Origin of the sequence: Streptomyces sp. NPDC052682, assembly GCF_040678435.1 — a bacterium.
Taxonomy (GTDB): domain Bacteria; phylum Actinomycetota; class Actinomycetes; order Streptomycetales; family Streptomycetaceae; genus Streptomyces.
The window spans coordinates 117,682-137,124 of record NZ_JBFATS010000012.1; the positions used below are offsets into that span (position 1 = coordinate 117,682).

General features: G+C 72.9%; 20 protein-coding genes. 6 read left to right on the forward strand and 14 right to left on the reverse strand.

Annotated elements, in window-relative coordinates:
* Nucleotides 1-168: 168 nt before the first annotated feature.
* The 4 genes from AB0K80_RS20525 to AB0K80_RS20540 form a co-directional block, all read right to left on the reverse strand.
* Nucleotides 169-1,440, reverse strand: a complete 1,272-nt coding sequence (locus tag AB0K80_RS20525) for a SpoIIE family protein phosphatase (protein WP_365671858.1) — start codon at nt 1,438-1,440, stop codon at nt 169-171.
* Entirely contained in the window at nt 1,440-2,243 is an 804-nt protein-coding gene (locus AB0K80_RS20530; RefSeq protein ID WP_365671585.1) for an alpha/beta hydrolase, read from the reverse strand. The genes AB0K80_RS20525 and AB0K80_RS20530 overlap by 1 nt, the downstream gene beginning before the upstream one ends.
* Before the next feature lie 245 nt (nt 2,244-2,488).
* Complete coding sequence (locus AB0K80_RS20535) at nt 2,489-2,686, reverse strand: ferredoxin (RefSeq protein ID WP_365671587.1); 198 nt, start codon at nt 2,684-2,686, stop codon at nt 2,489-2,491.
* Nucleotides 2,687-2,701: 15 nt separating this feature from the next.
* Nucleotides 2,702-3,907, reverse strand: a complete 1,206-nt coding sequence (locus AB0K80_RS20540; RefSeq protein WP_365671589.1) for a cytochrome P450 — start codon at nt 3,905-3,907, stop codon at nt 2,702-2,704.
* Nucleotides 3,908-4,248: 341 nt separating this feature from the next.
* Between AB0K80_RS20540 and AB0K80_RS20545 the strand changes: the two genes are divergently transcribed.
* Together AB0K80_RS20545 and AB0K80_RS20550 are read left to right on the forward strand one after the other, a co-directional pair.
* Nucleotides 4,249-4,881, forward strand: coding sequence for a LysE family transporter (locus AB0K80_RS20545; protein WP_365671591.1), 633 nt, complete (start codon nt 4,249-4,251; stop codon nt 4,879-4,881).
* A gap of 97 nt (nt 4,882-4,978) precedes the next feature.
* On the forward strand, nt 4,979-5,422 hold the full coding sequence (locus AB0K80_RS20550; RefSeq protein WP_365671592.1) for a nitroreductase family deazaflavin-dependent oxidoreductase: 444 nt from the start codon (nt 4,979-4,981) through the stop codon (nt 5,420-5,422).
* Nucleotides 5,423-5,482: 60 nt separating this feature from the next.
* Here AB0K80_RS20550 and AB0K80_RS20555 read toward each other — a convergent pair whose 3' ends face one another.
* Entirely contained in the window at nt 5,483-6,442 is a 960-nt protein-coding gene (locus AB0K80_RS20555) for a cation diffusion facilitator family transporter (RefSeq protein WP_365671594.1), read from the reverse strand.
* Nucleotides 6,443-6,616: 174 nt separating this feature from the next.
* Here AB0K80_RS20555 and AB0K80_RS20560 point away from each other — a divergent pair, with 174 nt between their 5' ends.
* Both AB0K80_RS20560 and AB0K80_RS20565 read left to right on the forward strand, forming a co-directional pair.
* On the forward strand, nt 6,617-7,642 hold the full coding sequence (locus tag AB0K80_RS20560; protein ID WP_365671596.1) for a glutathione S-transferase C-terminal domain-containing protein: 1,026 nt from the start codon (nt 6,617-6,619) through the stop codon (nt 7,640-7,642).
* Between the two features lie 56 nt (nt 7,643-7,698).
* Nucleotides 7,699-7,995 carry a DUF4235 domain-containing protein gene (locus AB0K80_RS20565; protein WP_365671598.1) on the forward strand — a complete coding sequence of 99 codons (297 nt, stop codon included), beginning with the start codon at nt 7,699-7,701 and terminating at the stop codon, nt 7,993-7,995.
* 590 nt (nt 7,996-8,585) lie between these two features.
* On the opposite strand, the gene AB0K80_RS20570 is transcribed toward AB0K80_RS20565, so the two are convergent.
* Both AB0K80_RS20570 and AB0K80_RS20575 read right to left on the reverse strand, forming a co-directional pair.
* Nucleotides 8,586-8,981: a VOC family protein gene (locus AB0K80_RS20570; protein WP_365671601.1), complete on the reverse strand. Its 396-nt coding sequence runs from the start codon at nt 8,979-8,981 to the stop codon at nt 8,586-8,588.
* A 79-nt stretch (nt 8,982-9,060) separates the two neighbouring features.
* Nucleotides 9,061-9,525, reverse strand: a complete 465-nt coding sequence (locus AB0K80_RS20575; protein WP_365671603.1) for a pyridoxamine 5'-phosphate oxidase family protein — start codon at nt 9,523-9,525, stop codon at nt 9,061-9,063.
* Nucleotides 9,526-9,807: 282 nt separating this feature from the next.
* Between AB0K80_RS20575 and AB0K80_RS20580 the strand changes: the two genes are divergently transcribed.
* Nucleotides 9,808-10,839 (forward strand): 7-epi-alpha-eudesmol synthase, encoded by a 1,032-nt coding sequence (locus tag AB0K80_RS20580; RefSeq protein WP_365671605.1) that lies wholly within the window; start codon nt 9,808-9,810, stop codon nt 10,837-10,839.
* A 46-nt stretch (nt 10,840-10,885) separates the two neighbouring features.
* Here the strand turns inward: AB0K80_RS20580 and AB0K80_RS20585 are convergent, their stop codons facing one another.
* From AB0K80_RS20585 to AB0K80_RS20605, 5 genes are read right to left on the reverse strand one after another with little or no spacing between them, the layout of a single operon-like run.
* Entirely contained in the window at nt 10,886-12,145 is a 1,260-nt protein-coding gene (locus tag AB0K80_RS20585) for a cytochrome P450 (RefSeq protein WP_365671607.1), read from the reverse strand.
* On the reverse strand, nt 12,142-12,747 hold the full coding sequence (locus AB0K80_RS20590; protein WP_365671609.1) for an ATP/GTP-binding protein: 606 nt from the start codon (nt 12,745-12,747) through the stop codon (nt 12,142-12,144). Before AB0K80_RS20590 ends, AB0K80_RS20585 begins: the two co-directional genes overlap by 4 nt.
* Nucleotides 12,728-13,099, reverse strand: a complete 372-nt coding sequence (locus tag AB0K80_RS20595) for a DUF742 domain-containing protein (RefSeq protein WP_365671611.1) — start codon at nt 13,097-13,099, stop codon at nt 12,728-12,730. The genes AB0K80_RS20590 and AB0K80_RS20595 overlap by 20 nt, the downstream gene beginning before the upstream one ends.
* Complete coding sequence (locus tag AB0K80_RS20600) at nt 13,096-13,506, reverse strand: roadblock/LC7 domain-containing protein (RefSeq protein WP_365671613.1); 411 nt, start codon at nt 13,504-13,506, stop codon at nt 13,096-13,098. The genes AB0K80_RS20595 and AB0K80_RS20600 overlap by 4 nt, the downstream gene beginning before the upstream one ends.
* Nucleotides 13,507-13,511: 5 nt before the next feature.
* Nucleotides 13,512-15,311 (reverse strand): ATP-binding protein, encoded by a 1,800-nt coding sequence (locus tag AB0K80_RS20605; protein ID WP_365671615.1) that lies wholly within the window; start codon nt 15,309-15,311, stop codon nt 13,512-13,514.
* Between the two features lie 288 nt (nt 15,312-15,599).
* On the opposite strand from AB0K80_RS20605, the gene AB0K80_RS20610 reads away from it, so the two are divergent.
* Nucleotides 15,600-16,550, forward strand: coding sequence for an NADP-dependent oxidoreductase (locus AB0K80_RS20610; protein ID WP_365671617.1), 951 nt, complete (start codon nt 15,600-15,602; stop codon nt 16,548-16,550).
* 256 nt (nt 16,551-16,806) lie between these two features.
* Here the strand turns inward: AB0K80_RS20610 and AB0K80_RS20615 are convergent, their stop codons facing one another.
* On the reverse strand, nt 16,807-17,913 hold the full coding sequence (locus AB0K80_RS20615; protein WP_365671620.1) for an NAD(P)-dependent alcohol dehydrogenase: 1,107 nt from the start codon (nt 17,911-17,913) through the stop codon (nt 16,807-16,809).
* A 21-nt stretch (nt 17,914-17,934) separates the two neighbouring features.
* The gene (locus AB0K80_RS20620) at nt 17,935-19,389 is read right to left on the reverse strand and encodes an aldehyde dehydrogenase family protein (RefSeq protein WP_365671623.1); all 1,455 of its coding nucleotides are present in this window, start codon (nt 19,387-19,389) and stop codon (nt 17,935-17,937) included.
* Nucleotides 19,390-19,443: the final 54 nt, after the last annotated feature.

Sequence of the window (19,443 nt, forward strand, 5' to 3'; positions counted from 1 at the left end):
CGTAACCTTCCCCCCGGCCGCGCGGGGCGGGGGGGGGCCCCCCCGCCCGGCGCGCCGGGCCCCGCCGCGCGGGGGGGGGGGGGGGGGGGCCCCCCCCCCCCCCCCCCCACGGGGCCGGTCGGTCGTGTCGTCGTGGTGATGGTCATCGTCATGGGCGTCGGCTGTCGGTCAGGAGGCGGACGGGGCGGGCCGCGTGCGGCCGAGGGCGAGCAGGGCGGTGTCGTCGTCGACTCCGTCACCGAGGCCTTCGAGCAGGGCGCCCAGCGCGTCGATCACCGTGCGCGGGGCGGCGGGAGCCAGCTCGGCGGCGAACGAACGCAGCGCCTCGTAGCCGTACAGGGCGTGCCTGCGCCCCGTCCTCTCCCCCGTGCGCGCCTCGGTGAGGCCGTCGGTGTAGAGCAGCAGGGTCTCGCCGGGGCCGAGCGTGGTGCGGACACTGCTGAACGACGCGTCGGGCAGCGCTCCCACCAGCAGTCCTCCGGGGGTCGGCAGATAGTCGGCCCGCCCGTCGTCCCGCAGGACCAGGGCCGGGGGGTGCCCGCCGGCGGCCATCCGTACGCCGACGCTGTCGCCCTCGGGCTGCAGGACGCCGAAGATCGCGGTGCAGTACCGGGGGTCCTCCCGGGTGTAGCGGTCCAGGAGTACGGCGTTGAGGGTCGCGAGAGCGGCCTCGGGCTCCGCGTCGTGCAGGGCGGCGGCCCGCAGGGTGTAACGGACCAGGGAGGTCACGGCCGCGGCCTGGGGGCCCTTGCCGCAGACGTCACCGAGGAAGAAGGCGAAACGCCCGTCGCCCAGCTCGAACAGGTCGTAGAAGTCGCCGCCGAGCTCCATCGGGGAAGCCGTGTGGTAGTAACAGGCGGCCTCCATGTCCGGCACGTCGGGCAGGCTCGCCGGGAGCAGGCTCTGCTGGAGCACGGCCAGGGCCTCGCGCAGCTGCTCGCGGTCGGCCTCCGCCTGCCGGCGGGCTTCCTCGGCCGCGCGGCGGGCCCGCAGCAGCTCGGTCTCGTAGGCGCGCCGGTCGGTGGCGTCGAAGACGGTCGTACGGATCAGCAGCGGCTGGCCGTCGTGCCCGGTCTTCACGCTGGAGGTCACCAGCACGGGCAGCCGTGAGCCGTCCGCCGCCTTCATCTCCAGGGCGATGCCGCCGACCTGGCCCTGCATACGCAGCAGCGGGGCGAAGTGCGTCTCGTGGTAGAGCCGGCCCCCCACGGTCAGCAGGTCGCTGAAGTGTCTGCGGCCCACGATCTCCTCGCGGGAGAGCCCGAGCCAGTCCAGCAAAGTGGTGTTGATCTTGGCTATCGTGCCGTCCATCAGCGTGGACAGATAGCCGCAGGGGGCGGACTCGTAGAGCTCCTCCGCGCTGTCCTCCAGCAGGGCGGTGAACTCCGCGTTGACGAAGGGGTCGCGTCCGCCGGACGGGCCGGTGCCCGAGGGACACATCACGCCAGTTCTTTCACGAAGGCTGCTATGGCGTCGGCGGTGGCTTCCGGGGCGCTCAGCTGGGGACAGTGGCCGGTGGCGGCGAGGGTGACCAGACGGCTGCCGGGGACGGCCGCGTGCACGTAGGCCCCGACCTCCCGGGGGGCGATCGCGTCGTGCTCGCACTCCAGGATCAGCGTGGGCACGGCCACCGATTCCAGGTCCCGGCGGCTGTCGGACAGGAACGTGGTCCGCGCGAAGACGCGGGCGATCTGCGGGTCGGTGGCGCAGAAGCTGTTGGTGAGTTCCTCGCCCAGCTCCGGCCGGTCCGGGTTGCCCATGATGACCGGGGCCATGGCCGCCGACCAGCCGAGGTAGTTCGCCTCCAGCGACTCCAGCAGTTCGTCGATGTCGGCCGCGCTGAAGCCGCCGCGGTAGTCGTCCTGGTCGATGTAGCAGGGCGAGGGGCAGACCATCACCAGGGAGCCGAGGCGGTCGGGGGCCTGGCGGGCGGCCAGCACCCCGACCATGGAGCTGACGGAGTGCCCCACGAGCACGGCTTCCCGCAGGTCCAGCTCCTCGCAGACCTCCACGACGTCGCGGGCGTAGCCGTCGAGCGTGGCGTAGCGCTCCTCCCGCCAGGCCGACAGGTCCGAACGGCCTGAGCCGACGTAGTCGAACAGCACGACGCGGAAGTGCTCCGCCAGTGCCGGAACGACCAGGCGCCACATGTTCTGGTCGCAGCCGAAGCCGTGGGCGAGCACCACGGTCCGGCCGTCGGCCTGGCCCGTCACGCGGACGTTGTTCCTGACAAGAGCGGTCATCGGTCCATCCTCGCACGCTGCGCCGGTAAGCCGGGCACCGCGCGGGAGCGGGGCCGGCGGTGGGCGGGGCCGGGGCGGGTGCTGCAGTGGGATGGGCAGGCGGAGGCTTGTGCCGGGCTTGTGAGAGGGCGCAGGGGGCAGGTCGGTGGGCCGGACGCTGTGAGCGGGGCGGCGGGCGCCGGTCAGGGTCTGGCCGGCGGCACCGACGCGACGTGGAGCAGCGGCCCGCCGCCCGGCCCCGGGTGTCAGACCGTCTCCGAGACGGTGATCGCGCGCACCGGGCAGGCGCGGGCGGCTTCCCGGAGCAGGGGGCTGCCGCCGCCGTCCTCCCGGCCGGGACGGAGGGTGCTGTAGCCGTCGTCGTCCTGGGTGAAGACGTCCGGCTCCGTCATGGCGCACTGGCCGGCGCCGATGCAGACGTCCCTGTCGATGTCGATGCGCATGGGTCGGTCAGCCTCTTACCAGGTCACGGGGAGTTCCAGCATCCCCTGGATCGTGTCGCCGGGCTTGAAGGGGATCTCCTCGGCCGGCGCGGCCAGGCGCAGCGTGGGAAACCGGTCGATGAGGGTGCGCAGGGCGATCTCCAGCTCGGCGCGGGCCAGGTTCTGGCCGAGGCACTGGTGGATGCCGAAGCCGAAGCCGACGTGGTGGCGGGCCGGGCGGTGCCAGTCGAGGGTGTCCGGCTCGGGGTAGACGGTCTCGTCGCGGTTGATGACGGAGGTCGAGAAGATCACGCCGTCGCCCGCGCGGATGGTCGCCCCGGCCACCTCGATGTCCTCCACGGCCACCCGCAGCATGCCGTCGGCGATGGACAGCACCCGCATCAGCTCCTCCACCGCGGCGGGCATCAGCGCCGGGTCGGCGCGCAGCTCGGCCAGCCGGTCGGGGTGCCGCAGCAGGGTGAAGGTGCCCAGCGAGATCATGTTGGCGGTGGTCTCGTGGCCCGCGACCAGCAGGATCGTCGCCAGGGCGATCAGGTACGGGCGGTCGATCGTGCCGTCGCGCAGCTGCCGCTGGACGAGGTCGTCGAGCAGGCCGGTGCCGGGCTCCTTCTCCTTGCGGTCGATCAGCTCGCCGAAGTACCGCTCCAACCGGTCACGGGCGTCGCTGACGTCGGCGGCCGCCGGGCCCCGCAGCAGGCGGCGGGACTGTGCCTCGAAGAAGTCATGGTCGGTGTAGGGGACGCCGAGCAGGGCGCAGATGACCCGGGACGGGACGGGCAGCGCGTAGGCGCCGACCAGGTCCGCGGGCGGGCCCTGGGCGATCATCGCGTCGAGGTGCTCGTCCACGATCTGCTGGATGCGGGGACGGAGCGCGACGGCCCGTTTGTAGGTGAAGTCGGCGGCCACCAGGCGCCGTTGGTCGCGGTGCTCGGGGTCGTCGACGCCGAGCAGCGCGGTCCTGCGGTTGCGGACCTGGGCGAAGCGCGCGGTGGGCGTGGGAAAGCCGGGGTGGTCGCGGTCGGACGACAGGCGCGGGTCGGCCAGCAGGTCGCGGGCCACGGCGTGCCCGGTGACGAGCCAGGCCTCACGGCCGTCGAAGAGGGTGACCCGGGCCAGGGGGCGGGTGGCGCGCAGCGGGTCGTAGGCGGCGGGCGGCCGGTACGGGCAGGTGCGGTCCTGAGGGAAGGCGACGGGTGGGGTGGTGTCCGTCATGTCCGGCATGGGGGTCCTCGCAGACGAAGGGTGCGTCGTGCCGGTCTTCATTAGATGCCCTGGGCACCTATAAGGCGTACGCGAAGTCCGGCCAGTTCGGCGGCGGGGGCCGATCTGGCCGAGGAGCATCGGCTTCCCGTGCGAGCCGCGGCCGGTTCCGTGCGCCGGTGCGCCCGCGGAAGCGGCGGCCCCGTGCCGCCGGGCGAAATGCGGTTGCCCCCGGGGTGCCACCGGCCGCAGGATCCAGCCATGCCGACCCTCGCCCTGCTCCTGCCGCCAACCTCCGCCGCCCCCGCCGGGCGGCGACAGCGGCAGTCCGGTCACCGGGAAGGACCGGCCCTCCCGCCGTCATGACCGCCGCACTCGTCGCGGGGCTGCTCGCGGGCTACGGCATCGCCGTGCCGGTCGGCGCCGTCGGGACCTACCTGGTCTCCCTCACCGCGCGGACGACCCTGCGCACCGGGGTGTGCGCCGCCCTCGGCATCGCCACCGCCGACGGGCTGTACGCGCTGGTGGCCGTGCTCGGCGGTACCGCCCTGGCCGGAACGCTGCGGCCGGTCCTCGAGCCGCTGCGCTGGGTGTGCGTCCTGGTTTTGCTCGCCCTGGCCGCCCGGGGCGTCGCGACCGCCGTACGGCACTACCGCGGCCACCGGCTCGCCACCCGGGCCGCCCCGCCTCCCCCGGGCCCGCTGCGGGCGTACCTGGCGCTGCTCGGGATCACCCTGCTCAATCCCGCGACGGTGATCTACTTCGCGGCGCTCGTCCTGGGCTCCCGGGGCACGGAGCCGGCGGGCGCCGGCGAACAGGGGGTGTTCGTGGCGGCCGCGTTCGCCGCGTCCGCGAGCTGGCAGCTGCTGCTCGCCGGTGGCGGCGCCCTGCTGGGCCGGGCCCTGACCGGCCGCCGGGGGCGGCTGGTGACGGCTGTGGTGGCGAGCGGGGTGATGACGGTGCTGGCCGTACGGATGGCGCTCACGCCCTCGTGAGGGCCCGGGCGTCCGCGGCGCGGATGAATCGCCGGCGCAGGGGCGTTGACCCGGGTGCAGTCAGCCGCAGGACCGCAGCGACGAAGGGACGGACGCCATGCCTCTCGAGGGCGAGTACGAACCCAGCCCGACCGCGTGGGTGCGCCGGCAGGTGGAGTTGTACGAGAGCTCCGGCGGCACCGAGGGGACCACCCTGCAGGGCAGGCCGGTCGTCCTGCTGACCAGCCGCGGCGCGAAGAGCGGCAAGCTGCGCAAGACCCCGCTGATGCGGGTCGAGCACGGCGGGCGCTACGCCGCGGTGGCCTCACTGGGCGGGGCGCCGAAGCACCCGGTCTGGTACCACAACCTCAAGGCCGACCCGCAGGTCGAGCTGCAGGACGGGCCGAGGAAGCGGGACATGACGGCCCGTGAGGTGACGGGCGCGGAGAAGGCCGAGTGGTGGGAGCGGGCTGTGGCCGCCTTCCCGCAGTACGCCGACTACCAGAGGAAGACCGACCGGGACATCCCGGTGTTCGTGCTGGAGCCGGCGGACGGCGACTGAGACGTTCGGACGTTTTTCCGTCCGGGGGGCATGAACCGCCGTCCGCCGGGCACCAGAGCGTCAGGCCCCGCCGCGTTCCCCCGTCGCGGCGGGGCTTTCGGCTGCCTCCTGCGCGACGCGGTCGGTGACGTCGAGGAAGATCTCGCCGGCCTCGGGGACCGTGCGGGCGATGGACCGCTTGATGCGCACGGCGACCTCTTCGACGCGCTCGCTGTCCAGCCCGGGCATCAGGTCGACGCGGGCGGCCACCAGCGCCGAGTCCAGGCCCGTCTTCATCGTGAACAGCGCCTCCACGGTGTCGATCTCCGGCTGCGCCTCCAGCAGGGCGCGGATCCGCCCGCTCGCCTCCGGGTCGGCGGCCTCGCCGATCAGCTGGTCGCGCGCGTCCCGGCCCAACCGGTAGGCGACGTACACCAGCAGCGCGCCGATGGCGAGCGAGGCGCCCGCCTCCCACACCACCTGACCGGTGACCATGTGCAGCGCCATGCCCACGAGGGCCAGGGTCACGCCGAGCACCGCGGTGCCGTCCTCGGCGACGACCGTGCGCAGCGCCGGGTCGCGCATCCCCTCCCCCAGGCCGCCCTGCCGGCGCACCTGGTACAGGGCCCGCAGCAGCGAGGCGCCCTCGGCGAGCAGGGCGATACCCAGCACGACCAGACCGGCGACGTATCCGCCGAACGTCTCCTCCGTGTTCTTGGTGAGGGCCTCGAAGCCCTGCCAGAAGGAAAAGCAGCCGCCCATCACGAAGATGCCGACGGCCGCGAGGAGCGACCAGAAGAACCGCTCCTTGCCGTAGCCGAAGGGATGACGCCGGTCGGCGGGACGGCGGCTGCGCCGCAACGCGGCGAGCAGGAAGATCTCGTTGAGGCTGTCGGCGACGGAGTGCGCCGCCTCCGACAGCAGGGCGGGTGATCCCGCGGCGAGGCCTCCGACGGCCTTGGCGACCGCGATCACCAGGTTCGCTGCGAGCGCCACCAGGACGGTGACGCGTGTCCTCCGATCCGACCGTGTTCCGCTCATCTGAGCCTGATGCCCCGGTCGGCCTAGCCCACACCGTGCCGGGGACGGAAATCGGGGAACCCGGGGAACACCGTCACCAGGGCGATCCGTACGCACGACGCGTACGCGGCACGCGTGCGCAGGACTCGTACGCACCGTCCCCGCGCCCGATTCGTACGCAAGGAGGAGACCACCATGAGCCGCGACGAGGGGGAGGCCGGCAACACCGCCTACGGCAGGAAGGCGTTCCAGCGGTCCAAGGCGCACTTCACGGACCGGATCACCGCGGACGGCCGCGACGGCTGGTCCGTCGAGGCCGGGCGTTACCGGCTGGTGGTCAGCCGGGCCTGCCCGTGGGCGAGCAGGGCGGTGATCTCCCGTCGGCTGCTCGGCCTGGAGGACGCCGTGTCCCTCGCCATCACCGACCCGGTCCAGGACGACCGCAGCTGGCGGTTCACCCTGGACCCGGACGGCCGCGACCCCGTGCTGGGCATCCGCTATCTCAGTGAGGCGTACGACCGTCGGGAGACCGGGTATCCGGGCGGGGTGAGCGTACCGGCGATCGTGGACGTGCCGAGCGGGAAGCTGGTCACCAACGACTACCAGCAGATCACCCTCGACTTCGCCACCGAGTGGTCGGCCCTGCACCGCGAGGGGGCGCCCGACCTGTACCCGCGGGAGCGGCGCGACGAGATCGACGCGGTGATGGCCGACGTCTACGAGGACGTCAACAACGGTGTGTACCGCGCGGGTTTCGCCACCGGCCAGGAGGAGTACGAGACCGCGTGCGCGGCGGTGTTCCGGCGGCTGGAGTCGCTGTCGGACCGGCTGCGCGGGCAGCGGTACCTCGTCGGTGACACGATCACCGAGGCGGACATCCGGCTGTTCACGACGCTCGTGCGGTTTGACGCGGTCTACCACGGCCACTTCAAGTGCAACCGGTGGAAGCTGACGGAGGACCAGGTGCTGTGGGCGTACGTCCGCGACCTGTTCCAGACGCCCGGTTTCGGGGACACCGTCGACTTCGACCACATCAAGCGGCACTACTACCAGGTGCACACCGGCATCAATCCGACCAGGATCGTGCCCCTCGGGCCCGATCTGTCCGGGTGGCTGACGCCTCACCACCGTGAGGAGCTGGGCGGCCGGCCGTTCGGCGACGGGACGCCGCCGGGGCCGGTCCGGCCGCAGGAGCGGGTCCCGGAGCGGGGCCGGCCCTGACCGGGAACCGGAAAACCCTGTTGACCCTGTAGACCCTGGAGAGCAAGGAGATCCACGTGGCCAAGAAGAAGAAGCTGCCCCTCGCCTACCAGCCCGTCGGATTCGTGCTGGGCTGGTCGAGCGGCTGGCTGTCGGGCCTCGCCTTCCGCAAGACGTGGCAGGCGATCCGGCACGAGGACGACGCGCCGGACGCCCTGGACCGGGACCGCGGCTGGGGCGAGATCCTGCTGGCCGCGGCCATTCAGGGCGCCATCTTCGCGGTGGTGCGCAGCGCCGTCGACCGCGCGGGCGCCAAGGCCATCGAACGCTCGACCGGAACATGGCCGGCCAGCGAGAAGAAGGGCCGGGCCTGACAGGCCCCGGCCCGGCCCGACCCGCCCGACGGCGGCCCGGAGGGACAGCAACTGCGCCCTCCGGGCCGCCGTCGGCTTCGGTCGGGTGGCGGTCGCGCCCGTGGCGGAGGGCAGGGCAGACCCCTGACAGCACCTCAGCCCACCGGGCTCGCCGTCTGCGGCTCGGAGCACGGCAGGGACTCCTGCCTTTCCGGTCGCCGACGGCGCTGGCGAGTCCGAGAGCCGGGTGAGTCACCGACGGTCGCACAGGCCCCGCGGCCGACGCCCGGTCACCACGGGCCCTGATCGGGGTCCGATCCCAGCCCGCCGGCTCCCCGGGGCGTGAGCCGGCCTCCACGTGCGGTCACCGCGGACGACGGGGGCTGTTTGCCGTCGGCTGACCCTGCCTGCGTTCATCACCGGCGGCTTCCGGCCCTCGTGGACGGGCGGCCCGCCACCCAGCGGGCGGTCACCGGTCGGCAGTCCGGCTCCGGTACCGCCGGGAGCGACCCGAGTCCCCGGGTACCGGTCACCGCTCGGCGGGTCACCGGAGCCGGGCCGGGCAGGGCGGCCGCGCTCTTCGGCAGCCGGCCACCGGGCACGGCGGCGTTTCAGCCCTGTTTGGGTGCTGTCGGTGGGACGCGGCGGCGCAGGACGAAGGAGTGGCCGGCCGGGTCGGCGTAGCCGCGCTCCTCCAGCGGGCCGGGGGCGTGGTTGGTCTCCATCGGGCGGCCGCCCAGGCCGACGACCCGGCGCTCCGCCGCGTCCAGGTCGTCCACCACGAACTCCAGATGCGCCTGGAGGGAGTTCTCGGGGCGCGGCCAGCTCGGCGGGGTCGCGTTGACGTCGCGGCGCAGCGCCAGCCGGAACCCGTCGGCGCCCCGGATCTCCACCCGGTTGGCGGTCGCGTCGGTCTCCTCGGCGTCCAGTAACTCCTTGTAGAACACGGCGAGCTTCTCGGGCTCGGCACAGTCGAGCACCACGACGCCCGCGTTCACCAGTGCCATCTCTCCTCCGCAGGGTGTCGGGGGCGGGGCGGTCGTGCCCCGCCGCCCTGTACCTTGCGGATATCCCGGCCGGGCCGATTCAGTCGGCCACCAGCCACCGTCCGTCGCGCATCAGCTCGCGGCCCTGCAGTTCGTTCTCCTCGCGCCAGGCCTGCACGCGCTGCGGGCGGATGCGGAAGTAGAGGTAGGGCGTGTCCAGCTTCCGCGGGTCGAACCCGGTCTTCGCGGCGAAGCGTTCGGCGTCCTGCTCGGGCAGCTCGGCGGGCGGGACGGTCTCGACGGTGCCGTCGATCATCACGACGTCACGGGTCGGGCCGACACCGACCCGGGCCCGGCCCGTGGACGCCAGGTTCCGGCCGGTGGGGCTCGCGGCGGGGGTGGCACACAGCAGGTACGAGCCGTTCCAGAGGAAGGACAGCGGGACGAGGTACGGCGTGCCCGGCTCGCCGCCGGCCGTGGCCACCCAGGCGTCGACGTCCTGTTCGAGGCGGCGCAGGGTGTCCTGCCTGCGCTGCCGTGCGGTGCGTGCGGGGGATGCGGTCATCGGCGGCGGCCTCCTGGGGCGATGTCGTCAACGGGCGTATCCAGTCTGGCGGCTCCGCCGTGGGTGGGGAGCGAGGGAGTGTACGCAGCTCAGGAGGTTCGAGCAGTAACGGAGATCACGGCCCGGTCACGGAATGGCTCAATCACGTCCTGGGCAGCCTCGTACCGCTTCTCGGTTCAACTTTCGGACTGCGAAGCCGAGTTCGAGTGTGCGGGCGGCCGCAGCGGCCGTCCGCTCGCAGGGGTGGGGGGACTCTGCGGTCCGTCTCCCGAAAGGAAGCACATGCCTCAGGACGTCCGGTTCGACCTGCCCTTCGACACGCCCGTCAGCGGGCACCTGGAGTACGCCCGGGCGCGTCATCTGCGCTGGGTGTGGGACATGGGCCTGGTGCGCAGCCGGGAGGGGTTCGAGGAGTACAAGTCCTGGGACCTTCCGCAGGCCGCCGCCCGGACCTACCCGTACGCCTCGGCGGACGACATGGTCGTGCTGATGAACTGGTTCTCCCTGGCCTTCCTCTTCGACGACCAGTTCGACGCCAGTCAGCCCGACCGCGCGGACCGGATAGCGGAGGTCGCGCGCGAGCTCATCGTCACCCCGCTGCGGCCGGCGGGCAGCACCCCGCGGGTGGTCTGCCCGATCACCGTGGCCTGGGCGGAGGTCTGGAAACACCTGTCCGAGGGCATGTCCCTGACCTGGCAGACCAGATTCGCCGCCTCCTGGGGGCGGTTCCTGGTGGCGCACTGCGAGGAGGTCGACCTGGCGGCCCGGGGGCTGGCCGGCACGCTCACCCTGGAGGAGTACGCCATCTTCCGGCGCCGTACGGTCGGCATCCACCACAGCATCGACGCGGGCGAGCGCAGCCGCGGCTTCGAGGTGCCGGCGCAGGTCATGGCGCATCCGCTGATGGAGCGGATGCGCGATCTGGCCGCCGACACCATCGGGTTCATGAACGACATCCACTCCTTCGAGCGCGAGAAGCGCCGCGGCGACGGGCACAACCTCATCGCCGTGCTGCACCGGGAGCGGGGCTGCACCTGGCAGGAGGCGGCCGACGAGGCCTACCGGATGACGACCGACTGCCTGCGGGAGTACCTCGAACTCGAGGCGCGCGTACCGCAGATGTGCGACGAGCTGGGCCTGGACGAGGCGGAGCGGGGCCGGGTGCGGATGGGTGTGGAGGCCATCCAGCACTGGATCAACGGCAATTACGAGTGGGCGCTGACCACCGGCCGCTACGCGGCGGCCAAGGAAGGACCGGTGGCCTCCGCCGAGCTGGCCGGGCGGGGCTCGGTGGACGACCTGCTGACGGTGTGACCTCCGGCCGCCGCCCGGCCGCTTGCCGAGCGGCCGGGCGGTGGGCCTAGACGGTGAACTCGACCGGCAGGCTGTCCAGCCGGGACTCCCACGTCGAGGCGGTGGAGGTGAGCTCCTCCGGCGGGACGGCCAGGCGCAGGCCCGGCAGACGGTGCAGCAGGACGTCCACGGCGACCTCGATGATGGCCTGGCCGATGTTCTGCCCCGGGCACTCGTGCGGGCCGGAACTGAACGCCAGGTGCGACTGGTTGCCCTGCACCGAGACCCCGCTGTCGGGCCGGATCTCCGGGTCGAGGTTGCCCGGCGCGAGGCCGAGGAGGAGCAGGTCGCCCTCCTGGATCTGGTGCCCGCCCAGTTCCAGGTCCGAGGCGGCGAAACGGCCCGGCAGGACGGCCAGCGGCGGGCTGTTCCACATGACCTCCTCGACCACCGCCGAGATGGTCAGCTGCCCGCTGATCAGCCCCGACATCCGGGAGGGCTCGGTGAGGATCAGCTGGAGCACGCGGGCCAGCAGGTTGCTGGTCGTGGTGTGCGCGGCGATCAGCACGAGCCGCAGGTGGCTGACGACCTCCTCCTCGTCGAGCCCCGCGGCGTGCTCCAGCAGCGCCGTGGTGAAGTCGGGGCCGGGTTCGGCCCGCTTGCGTTCGGCGAGTTCGCCGAGGATCTGCACGATGCGCTCGTTGTGCGCTATGGCGTCCTCGCCGCCCTTGATGACCTGGGCGCAGGATTCGACCAGGGTGCGCCCCTCCGCCTGGGGCAGGCCCAGGACGCGGGTCAGGACGAGCATCGGCAGGTACTCGGCGTAGTCCGCGACGAGGTCGGCGCGGCCCGCGCCGGCGAAGGCGTCGATCTGCTTGTTCGCGAAGTGCGTGGCGTGCCGCCGGATGCCCCGGGCGGTCGCGGCCTGGAGCCCGTCGGTGACGGCGCCGCGCAGCCTGCGGTGCGGCTCGCCGTCCTGTGACACACAGTCGGGGCGCCAGGCGAGCATCGGGACCAGCGGCGAGGTCTCCTCTATCCGGCCCTGCGCCCAGTCCCGCCAGATGCGCGCGTCGCGGCTGAACTGGCGGGGGTTGTCCAGCACCCGGCGGTTGTCGCGGTAGCCCAGGACCAGCCAGGCGGGGACGTCGCCTTCGAGGAGGACCGGCGCGACGGAGCCGTGCTCCTTGCGCAGCCGCTCGTAGATGCCGACCGGGTCGGTCGCGGCGTCCGGGCCGTACAGCCGGGTCACGTCGGCCCCGTGGTGGGCGACGGGGCAGCCGCGAGGTGTCCCGGGGGCGGCCATGTCGGTGTCGGGCTGGTCGTTCATCGCGGCTCCAGGGCGACGGCCGAGCGTTCCTTCAGGTGGTGGATCAGGGCGACCAGCACGTCACGGCTGGAGGCCCGGTCCCGGGCGTCGAAGGCCACGACCGGGATGTGCGCGGGGATGTCCAGCGCGTCCCGGATCTCCTCCACGGGGTAGTTCCTGGAGTCCGGGAAGACGTTGAGGGCGACGACGAACGGCACGTCCTGCCGTTCCATCTCCTCGATGGCCCGGAAGCTGGAGGCCAGCCGCCGGGTGTCCACCAGCACGACCGCGCCGAGCGCTCCCTTGAACAGGCCGTTCCACAGGAACCAGAAGCGCTCCTGGCCCGGCGTGCCGAACAGGTACAGCATCAGGCTGTCGTTGAGGCTGATCTTGCCGAAGTCGAGGCTGACGGTGGTCTGCGTCTTGTCGGCGACGCCGATGAGGTGGTCGACGTCGGCGCTGGCCTGGGTGAGGGTCTCCTCGGTGGTGAGCGGCTTGATGTCGCTGACCGACCTGACCATGGTGGTCTTCCCGGTGCCGAAACCGCCGGCGATCATGATCTTCACCGAGCGGGTGCCGCCGGACGCCCCCCGTCCGGGTTGGTCAAAGCCTTTCAAGTCCACTGAGTACCTCCTCAAGGAGCGCGAGGTCGGGCCCGCGGCCGGCGTCGTGTGCCGGAATGGGGTCACGGGCTTCGACGCGGCCTGCGTCCAGCAGGTCCGACAGCAGCACCGCGAGAATGTTGAAGGGCAGTCCGAGGTGGGCGCCGAGCTCGGCGACCGACAGCGGTTCGCGGCAGCGCCGGAGGATCTCCTCGTGCTCGTGCTGCATGCCCGGTAACGGGGCGGCTCGGGCGACGATCAGGGTCGCCACGTCGAGGCTCGACGCCGAACCGCCCGGTCCGCTGCGCCCCCCGGTGAGGACGTAGTAGCGCTCGAGACCGGACGGGTCCGACGGCCTGCGGGGAGCACTCATCCAGAGTGCTCCTCCAGGCGCGGAGTGGTGCCGAGCAGCTCACCCATCCGGCGGGCCAGGTCGCGCATCTGGTGCCCGAGCAGGCCCTGGTCGATGCCCTCCTGCGCGAGGACGCCCAGGTACGTCTCGACGCCCGCGCGGACGACGAAGAGGTGGCCGCCGTCGACCTCGATCATCGCCAGGCGCAGCTGTCCCCCGAACTTGGGGAACTGCTCGGCGACCGGCTGGGCCAGGGCCTGGAGCCCGGCCACCACGGCCGCGAAACGGTCCACGTCGTCGGGGTCTTCTGCGCCGTAGGACGTGATGGCCTTGCCGTCGCTGGAGGCCACGAGGGCGAAACGGATCTCCTGGATGCTCTCGACGAGATCCCGGAGCGCCCAGCTCACGTCGGTTCCCTGTTGCGTCATGTGGACTAGTCGCTCTCTTCGGTGCTGTGCTCGGGGGACTCGGGACCGGCCGGCGCCTCGCGGTCGTCGGCCGCCCGGGACGCCTCGCGGGCGTCGCGTCCGGCGGTGGCGAAGGCCGCCAGACCGGCGAAGGACGCGTCCGGCGGTACGGCGGAGACGGCGCTGCGCTCGGCTCGCCCGGCGGACTCGGCCGGCTTGGGCGCCTCCGCCTCCCGGCGCTTGCTGCGGCGCTTGGGCAGCCCGCCCGGGGTGGTCTCCAGCGTGTCGTCGTCGGTGTCGGCCGGGGCCGCCTGGACGGCCGTGGCGCCGGTGGGCGCGGCCGTGGCGGTGCGGGCCGCCGGTACGGCGGCGACCGGGGTGCCGGCCGCCGGGGTCCCGGACGCCGGGGTGCCGGCCGCCGTGGGCAGCGGGCTGAAGTACTTGTGCGGTACGACGACGACCACGGAGGTGCCGAGCCAGGGCGAGTCCGCGAAGGTGACGCGGATGCCGTAGCGGCGGGCCAGGATGCCGACGACCCTGAGGCCGATGTTGGCGTCCTCCGTGATGCCGCCCAGGCCGGCGCCGGGCGCGGTGCCCGCGAGGGCGTGCTCCGCCTCGCGCTTCTTCTCCTCGCTCAGGCCCTTGCCGGAGTCCTGGATCTCGATGCCGACGCCGTTGGGGACCTCCTTGCCGGAGACGAGGACCGGCTCGGTGGGCGGCGAGTAGCGGGCCGCGTTGTCCAGCAGGTGGGCGAAGATCAGCGTGAGGTGGTCCACCAGGCCGCCGTCGACGCCCAGTTCGGGCAGGTGGCGGATCTGTACCCGGTGGAAGTCCTTGATCCGGCCGATGCCGCCGCGCACCACGCTCAGCAGCCGCTGCGGCTCCTGCCACTGCCGGCCGGGCCGGTCCGAGCCGCCGAGCACGCCGATGCTGGCGGCGAGGCAGTCGGCGGGGCCGATCTCCTGGTCGAGCTCCATCAGGCCCCGGGCGACGGCCGGCAGCCGGCCGTGCTCGCCCTGCATCTCGTGGAGCCGGCCGCGCAGCTTGCTGGTCAGCACGTGGATGCGGTTGCCGATGCTGATCACGGCCTGTTCGGCGGAGGTGGAGCGGTCGAACTCCGCCTCGATGCCGATCAGGGCGGTGCGCATGACCTTGCGCAGGGCGGCCTGGAGGTCGGCGCTGACCTGGGCGCACTGGGTGACGCTCGGCAGCACGTCGTCGATGGCGTCACCGGCGCGCAGCTGCGCGATCGCCTCGGGCAACTGTTCGTCGGCGAGCCGGGTGACCGCCTCGAGCTGGTGCGCCAGCTGCTCCTGCCAGGCCTCGGTCTGTTCGGCGAGCTGCGTCTCGTAGGACGTGGCCTGCTCGGTGAGCCGTTCCTCGTACGCCCGGGACCGGTCGGCCAGCTGGGTCTCGTAGGCGGCGCTCTGCTCGCCGAGCCGGGACTCGTAGGTGGCGCTCTGGTCGGCCAGTTGCCGTTCGTAGGCGGCGCTCTGCTCGGCCAGCCGGTTCTCCAGGGCGGAGCGCTCGGCGGCGAACTTCCGTTCCAGGCCCGCCACATGCTGCTGCCACTGCTGGGTGTGCTCGGTCTGCGAGGTGCGGAAGGCGCCCTCCGCCCGGCGCAGTTGGGCCTGCGTGCGGATCAGGAACCGTACGCACACGGCGCTGGCCGCCGTGGCCGCCACACCGGTGAGGGCCGTGGTTATCCGGTCCGAGCTCATGAATGTGGCGGCAACCGTCCCGCCTCCCAAGCCGAGCGGCATCAGCCACCAGCTGTACCAGGCGACAGGGGCCCGCGCCGCCGGTGGCGGAGTGGCGAGTTCCATCTGCATCCTTCGAAAGCAACACGATCGAACAGGGGGGTGTGCAAGGGACCGCACTCGGTACGCACCGCGAGACGAGCCGACCGCTCCGGATCGGGTCAACTCGCAGCGCTCATCGGAACCTTATCGGGTTTGAAGCCGAGAGGATCAACTGCACGGTCTCCCGGAGATGAGTGCTCTTTCACGTTCGACGGCGGAGACGGCGACGGGGGCGGTAGATCGACAAGTCCCTTTGCGGATCGCCCCGGTTGCCGAGCGGCGGGCCGGCGCCGGCTGAGGCAGCATGGAACGGTGAGCACGCGGCACACCATGCGAGCCATCAGCCAGGACGTCCTCGGCGGGCCCGAGGTCCTGAAGGTGGTGCGGGTGGCGCGGCCCGCGCCGCGGCCGAACGAGGTGCTGGTGCGGGTCCGCGCCGCCGGGGTCAATCCGACCGACTGGAAGCACCGCGCCACCGGCGGCTTCCTCGGCACGCCTCCGTTCGTGCTCGGCTGGGACGTCTCCGGGGTGGTGGAGGAGGTGGGTGTCGGCGTGGCGCTGTTCCGGCCCGGGGACGAGGTGTTCGGCATGCTGCCGTACCCGTTCGGGCACGGGTCGCACGCCGAGTACGTCACCGGCCCCGCCCGAGCCTTCGTACGCAAGCCGTCGGCGATAGACCACCCGCAGGCGGGCGCCCTGCCGCTGGTCTCCCTCACCGCGTGGCAGGCGCTGACCGAGCGGGCGGACGTACGGCCCGGGCAGCGGGTGCTGATCCACGCGGCGGCCGGCGGCGTCGGCCATGTGGCCGTGCAGATCGCCAAGGCGCGCGGGGCGTACGTCATCGGCACGGCGAGCGCGGGCAAGCACGGGTTCCTGCGGGGCATCGGCGTGGACGAGCCGCTCGACTACCGGGAGAGGGATTTCGCCGAGGCCGTGCAGGACGTCGACGTCGTCCTCGACACGATCGGCGGCGACCACACCCTGCGCTCGCTGCGCGTGCTGCGCCCGGGCGGGGTGGTCGTGTCGATCCTGCCGACCGGGCCGGACGACTTCTACATCCAGGCCGAGCGGCTCGGCGTCCGGGCCGTACGGATGCTCGTGGACGCCGACCACACCGGCATGCAGGCCGTCGCCCGCCTCGTGGAGGAGGGCAGCCTGCGCCCCGAGATCGCGCGCACTTTCCCCCTGACCGCGGCCGCGGAGGCGCACGCGCAGGGCGAGACGGGCAGGACGACGGGAAAGCTGGTCCTGATCACCGACTGAGCCGGTCGATGCAACAGGGCGGGCTGCCCCACGTGGGCGGAGCCCGGCCGCGCCGGGCGGTGAGGGGGCCGGTCCGGGCGGTGAGGCGGGTCGGTGCGGGGGGCGGCCCGCCCCCGCCCGGCGGGATGAACACCCCGAGGACGCCTGCTCAGCTGGTCTGCTCGGTCCCTGCGGCGCCACGGTCGGGCGCCGTCCGTCCGGTCGGGTGGCCGGGCCAGGGCTGGTCGGCGCGCCCGGCGCCGAGGGACCGACGGAGTCAGAACGTCAGCACCGGCTTGATCGTCTTGCCCGTGCTCATGTCGCGTACCGCCCGGTCGATGTCCCCGAAGGGATACGTGCTGATCAGGCGGTGCAGCGGGAGGCGGCCCTCCTTCACCAGGCGGACCAGGGAGGGAATCATGGTCTGGGTCTCGCTGTCGCCCAGGGTGAGGCCGACGATCCGCTTGCCGCCGAGCAACCCGTTGACGTCCAGGGAGACTTCGGTACCGAAGGGCGGGGCGCCGACGACGACCAGGGTGCCGCGGGCGGCGAGCGCGTCGACGCCCTGGCGCAGGACGCCGACGTTGCCCGTGGTCTCCACCACGCCGTCGGCTCCCTGACCGCCGGTGATGGCGGCCAGTGCCTGCGCCAGGTCGGTCGCGCTGGTGTCGACGGTGTGGGTGGCACCCACGTCACGTGCCAGAGCGAGGCGTTCGGCGACTCGGTCGACGGCCACGATCGTCGTGGCGGGGGTGAGGGCCGCCGCCATCACGGCCGACAGGCCCACCGCGCCCGCACCGAGCACGACGACCGTGCTGCCGGTGACCGGCTTCAGCACGTTCCACACGGCGCCGACCCCGGTCTGGACGCCGCACCCCAGCGGGGCGATGGACTCCAGCGGCACGTCCGGGTCCACCTTGACCAGGCTGCGCTCGTCGGCGATGGCCCGTTCGGCGAAGGACGACTGGCCGAAGAAGTGGCCGCCCAGCGGCTCGCCGTCCCGGCTGATGGGGCTCGTGCCGTCGGCGCGGCGCCCCCCGATGAGGTTCAGCGGCAGCCAGGTCGCGCAGTACGCCGGATGCCCGCCGCGGCAGTTGCGGCAGCCGCCGCAGGAGGTGAAGGACAGCAGGACGTGGTCGCCGGGCGCCACACCGGTGACGGCGGAGCCGACGGCCTCGACGACGCCCGCGCCCTCATGGCCGAGGACCCCGGGCAGCGGAAACGGCAGTCCGCCGCTCGCCACCCCCAGGTCGGTGTGGCACAGCCCGGTGGCGACCATCCGGACCAGCGCCTCGTGCGGGCCGGGCTCGTCGAGGACGACGTCGGAGAGCGTGAAGGGCGCGCCGCCGGACTCGACGACGGCGGCACGGGTGGTGGTGGGCATCGGGAGAGCTCCTCGGGGGTCTCAGTCGAGCGAGACGACGACGGACTTGACCTTGGTGTACGCGGCGAGGGCCTCGGGCCCGTACTCGCGGCCGTAGCCGGAGTCCTTGACGCCGCCGAAGGGCACGGCGGGGTCGAGCATCGCCCAGTCGTTGACCCAGACGATGCCGGCCTGGAGCCGGGCGGCGATCCGGTGCGCACGGGTCAGGTTGGACGTCTGGACGCCCGAAGCCAGGCCGTAGGGCGTGGAGTTGGCGAGTGCGACGGCCTCGTCCTCGGTGTCGAAGGGCTGCACGGTCAGGACCGGCCCGAAGATCTCGTCCTGGACGACGCGGGAGTCGTTGGGCAGGTCGGCGATGACGGTGGGCTGGTAGTAGTAGCCGCCGTTCAGGTCGAGCCGCTCACCGCCGCAGACGATGCGGGCGCCCTCCGCGCGGGCGAGGGCGACGTACTCCTCGACCTTCTTCAGGTGCTTCTCCGCCGCCATCGGCCCGACCACGGTGTTCGGGTCACGCGGGTCGCCGACCGGTACGCCGGGCACGGCCTCGGCGAGGATGCCGAGCAGGGTCGGGTACACCGAGCGGGCGACCAGCAGGCGCGGTCCGCCCATGCAGAACTGGCCGGTGTTGAAGACGAAGCCCTTGATGACGGCGCCCACCGCCTTCTCCAGGTCGGCGTCCTCGAAGACGATGTGGGCCGCGTTGCCGCCGAGCTCCATGGTGACGGGCTTGAGCCCCTCCCCCGCCACGCTCGCCACGTGCCGGCCGATCGCGCTGGAGCCGGTGAAGGCGACCTTGTCCACGCCCCGGTGCCGCAGCAGCGCGTCACCGGCGACCGGTCCCGTGCCGGTGACGACGTTGACCACGCCGTCCGGTACGCCCGCCTGCGTCAGCAGCCGGGCCATGTACAGGGCGCTGAGCGGGGTCTCGTCGGCGGGCTTGTGGACGACGGTGTTCCCCGCCGCGAGCGCGGGACCGATCTTCGATCCGGCCAGGATCAGCGGGAAGTTGAACGGAGTGATCGCGGCGACCACGCCGAGCGGCTCGCGCCTGGTGTAGGCGAGGGCGTTCATGGGGGTGTCGCGGGTGGCGCCGTCCAGGGAGAAGGCGAGGGCGGCGTAGTACTCGTAGTCGTTGGCCGCGTTGGTGACGTCGACGGCGCCGCACAGGGTGATCGGTTTGCCGACGTCGAGGCTCTCCAGTTCGGCGATCTCGTCGGCGTTCTCGCGGATCAGCTGGGCGACCCGGTGCAGCACCCGGCCGCGCTCGCGGCCGCTCAGCCCGGACCAGCCGCCGTCGTCGAAGGCCTCGCGGGCGGCCCGTACGGCCGCGTCGACGTCGGCGGGGCCGGCCTCGGCGACGGTGGTGACGACCGCGCCCCGGGAGGGGTCGACCACCTCGGCGCGCGCGCCGTCGGCGGCCTCGCGCCACTGCCCCCCGATGAACAGCTGTCCGGGTTCCCTCTCGAAGGTGGTCATCGCCACTCCTCAGCGTCGTCGCCAAGATTTCAACCAACAGGTTTCCTGTTTGTC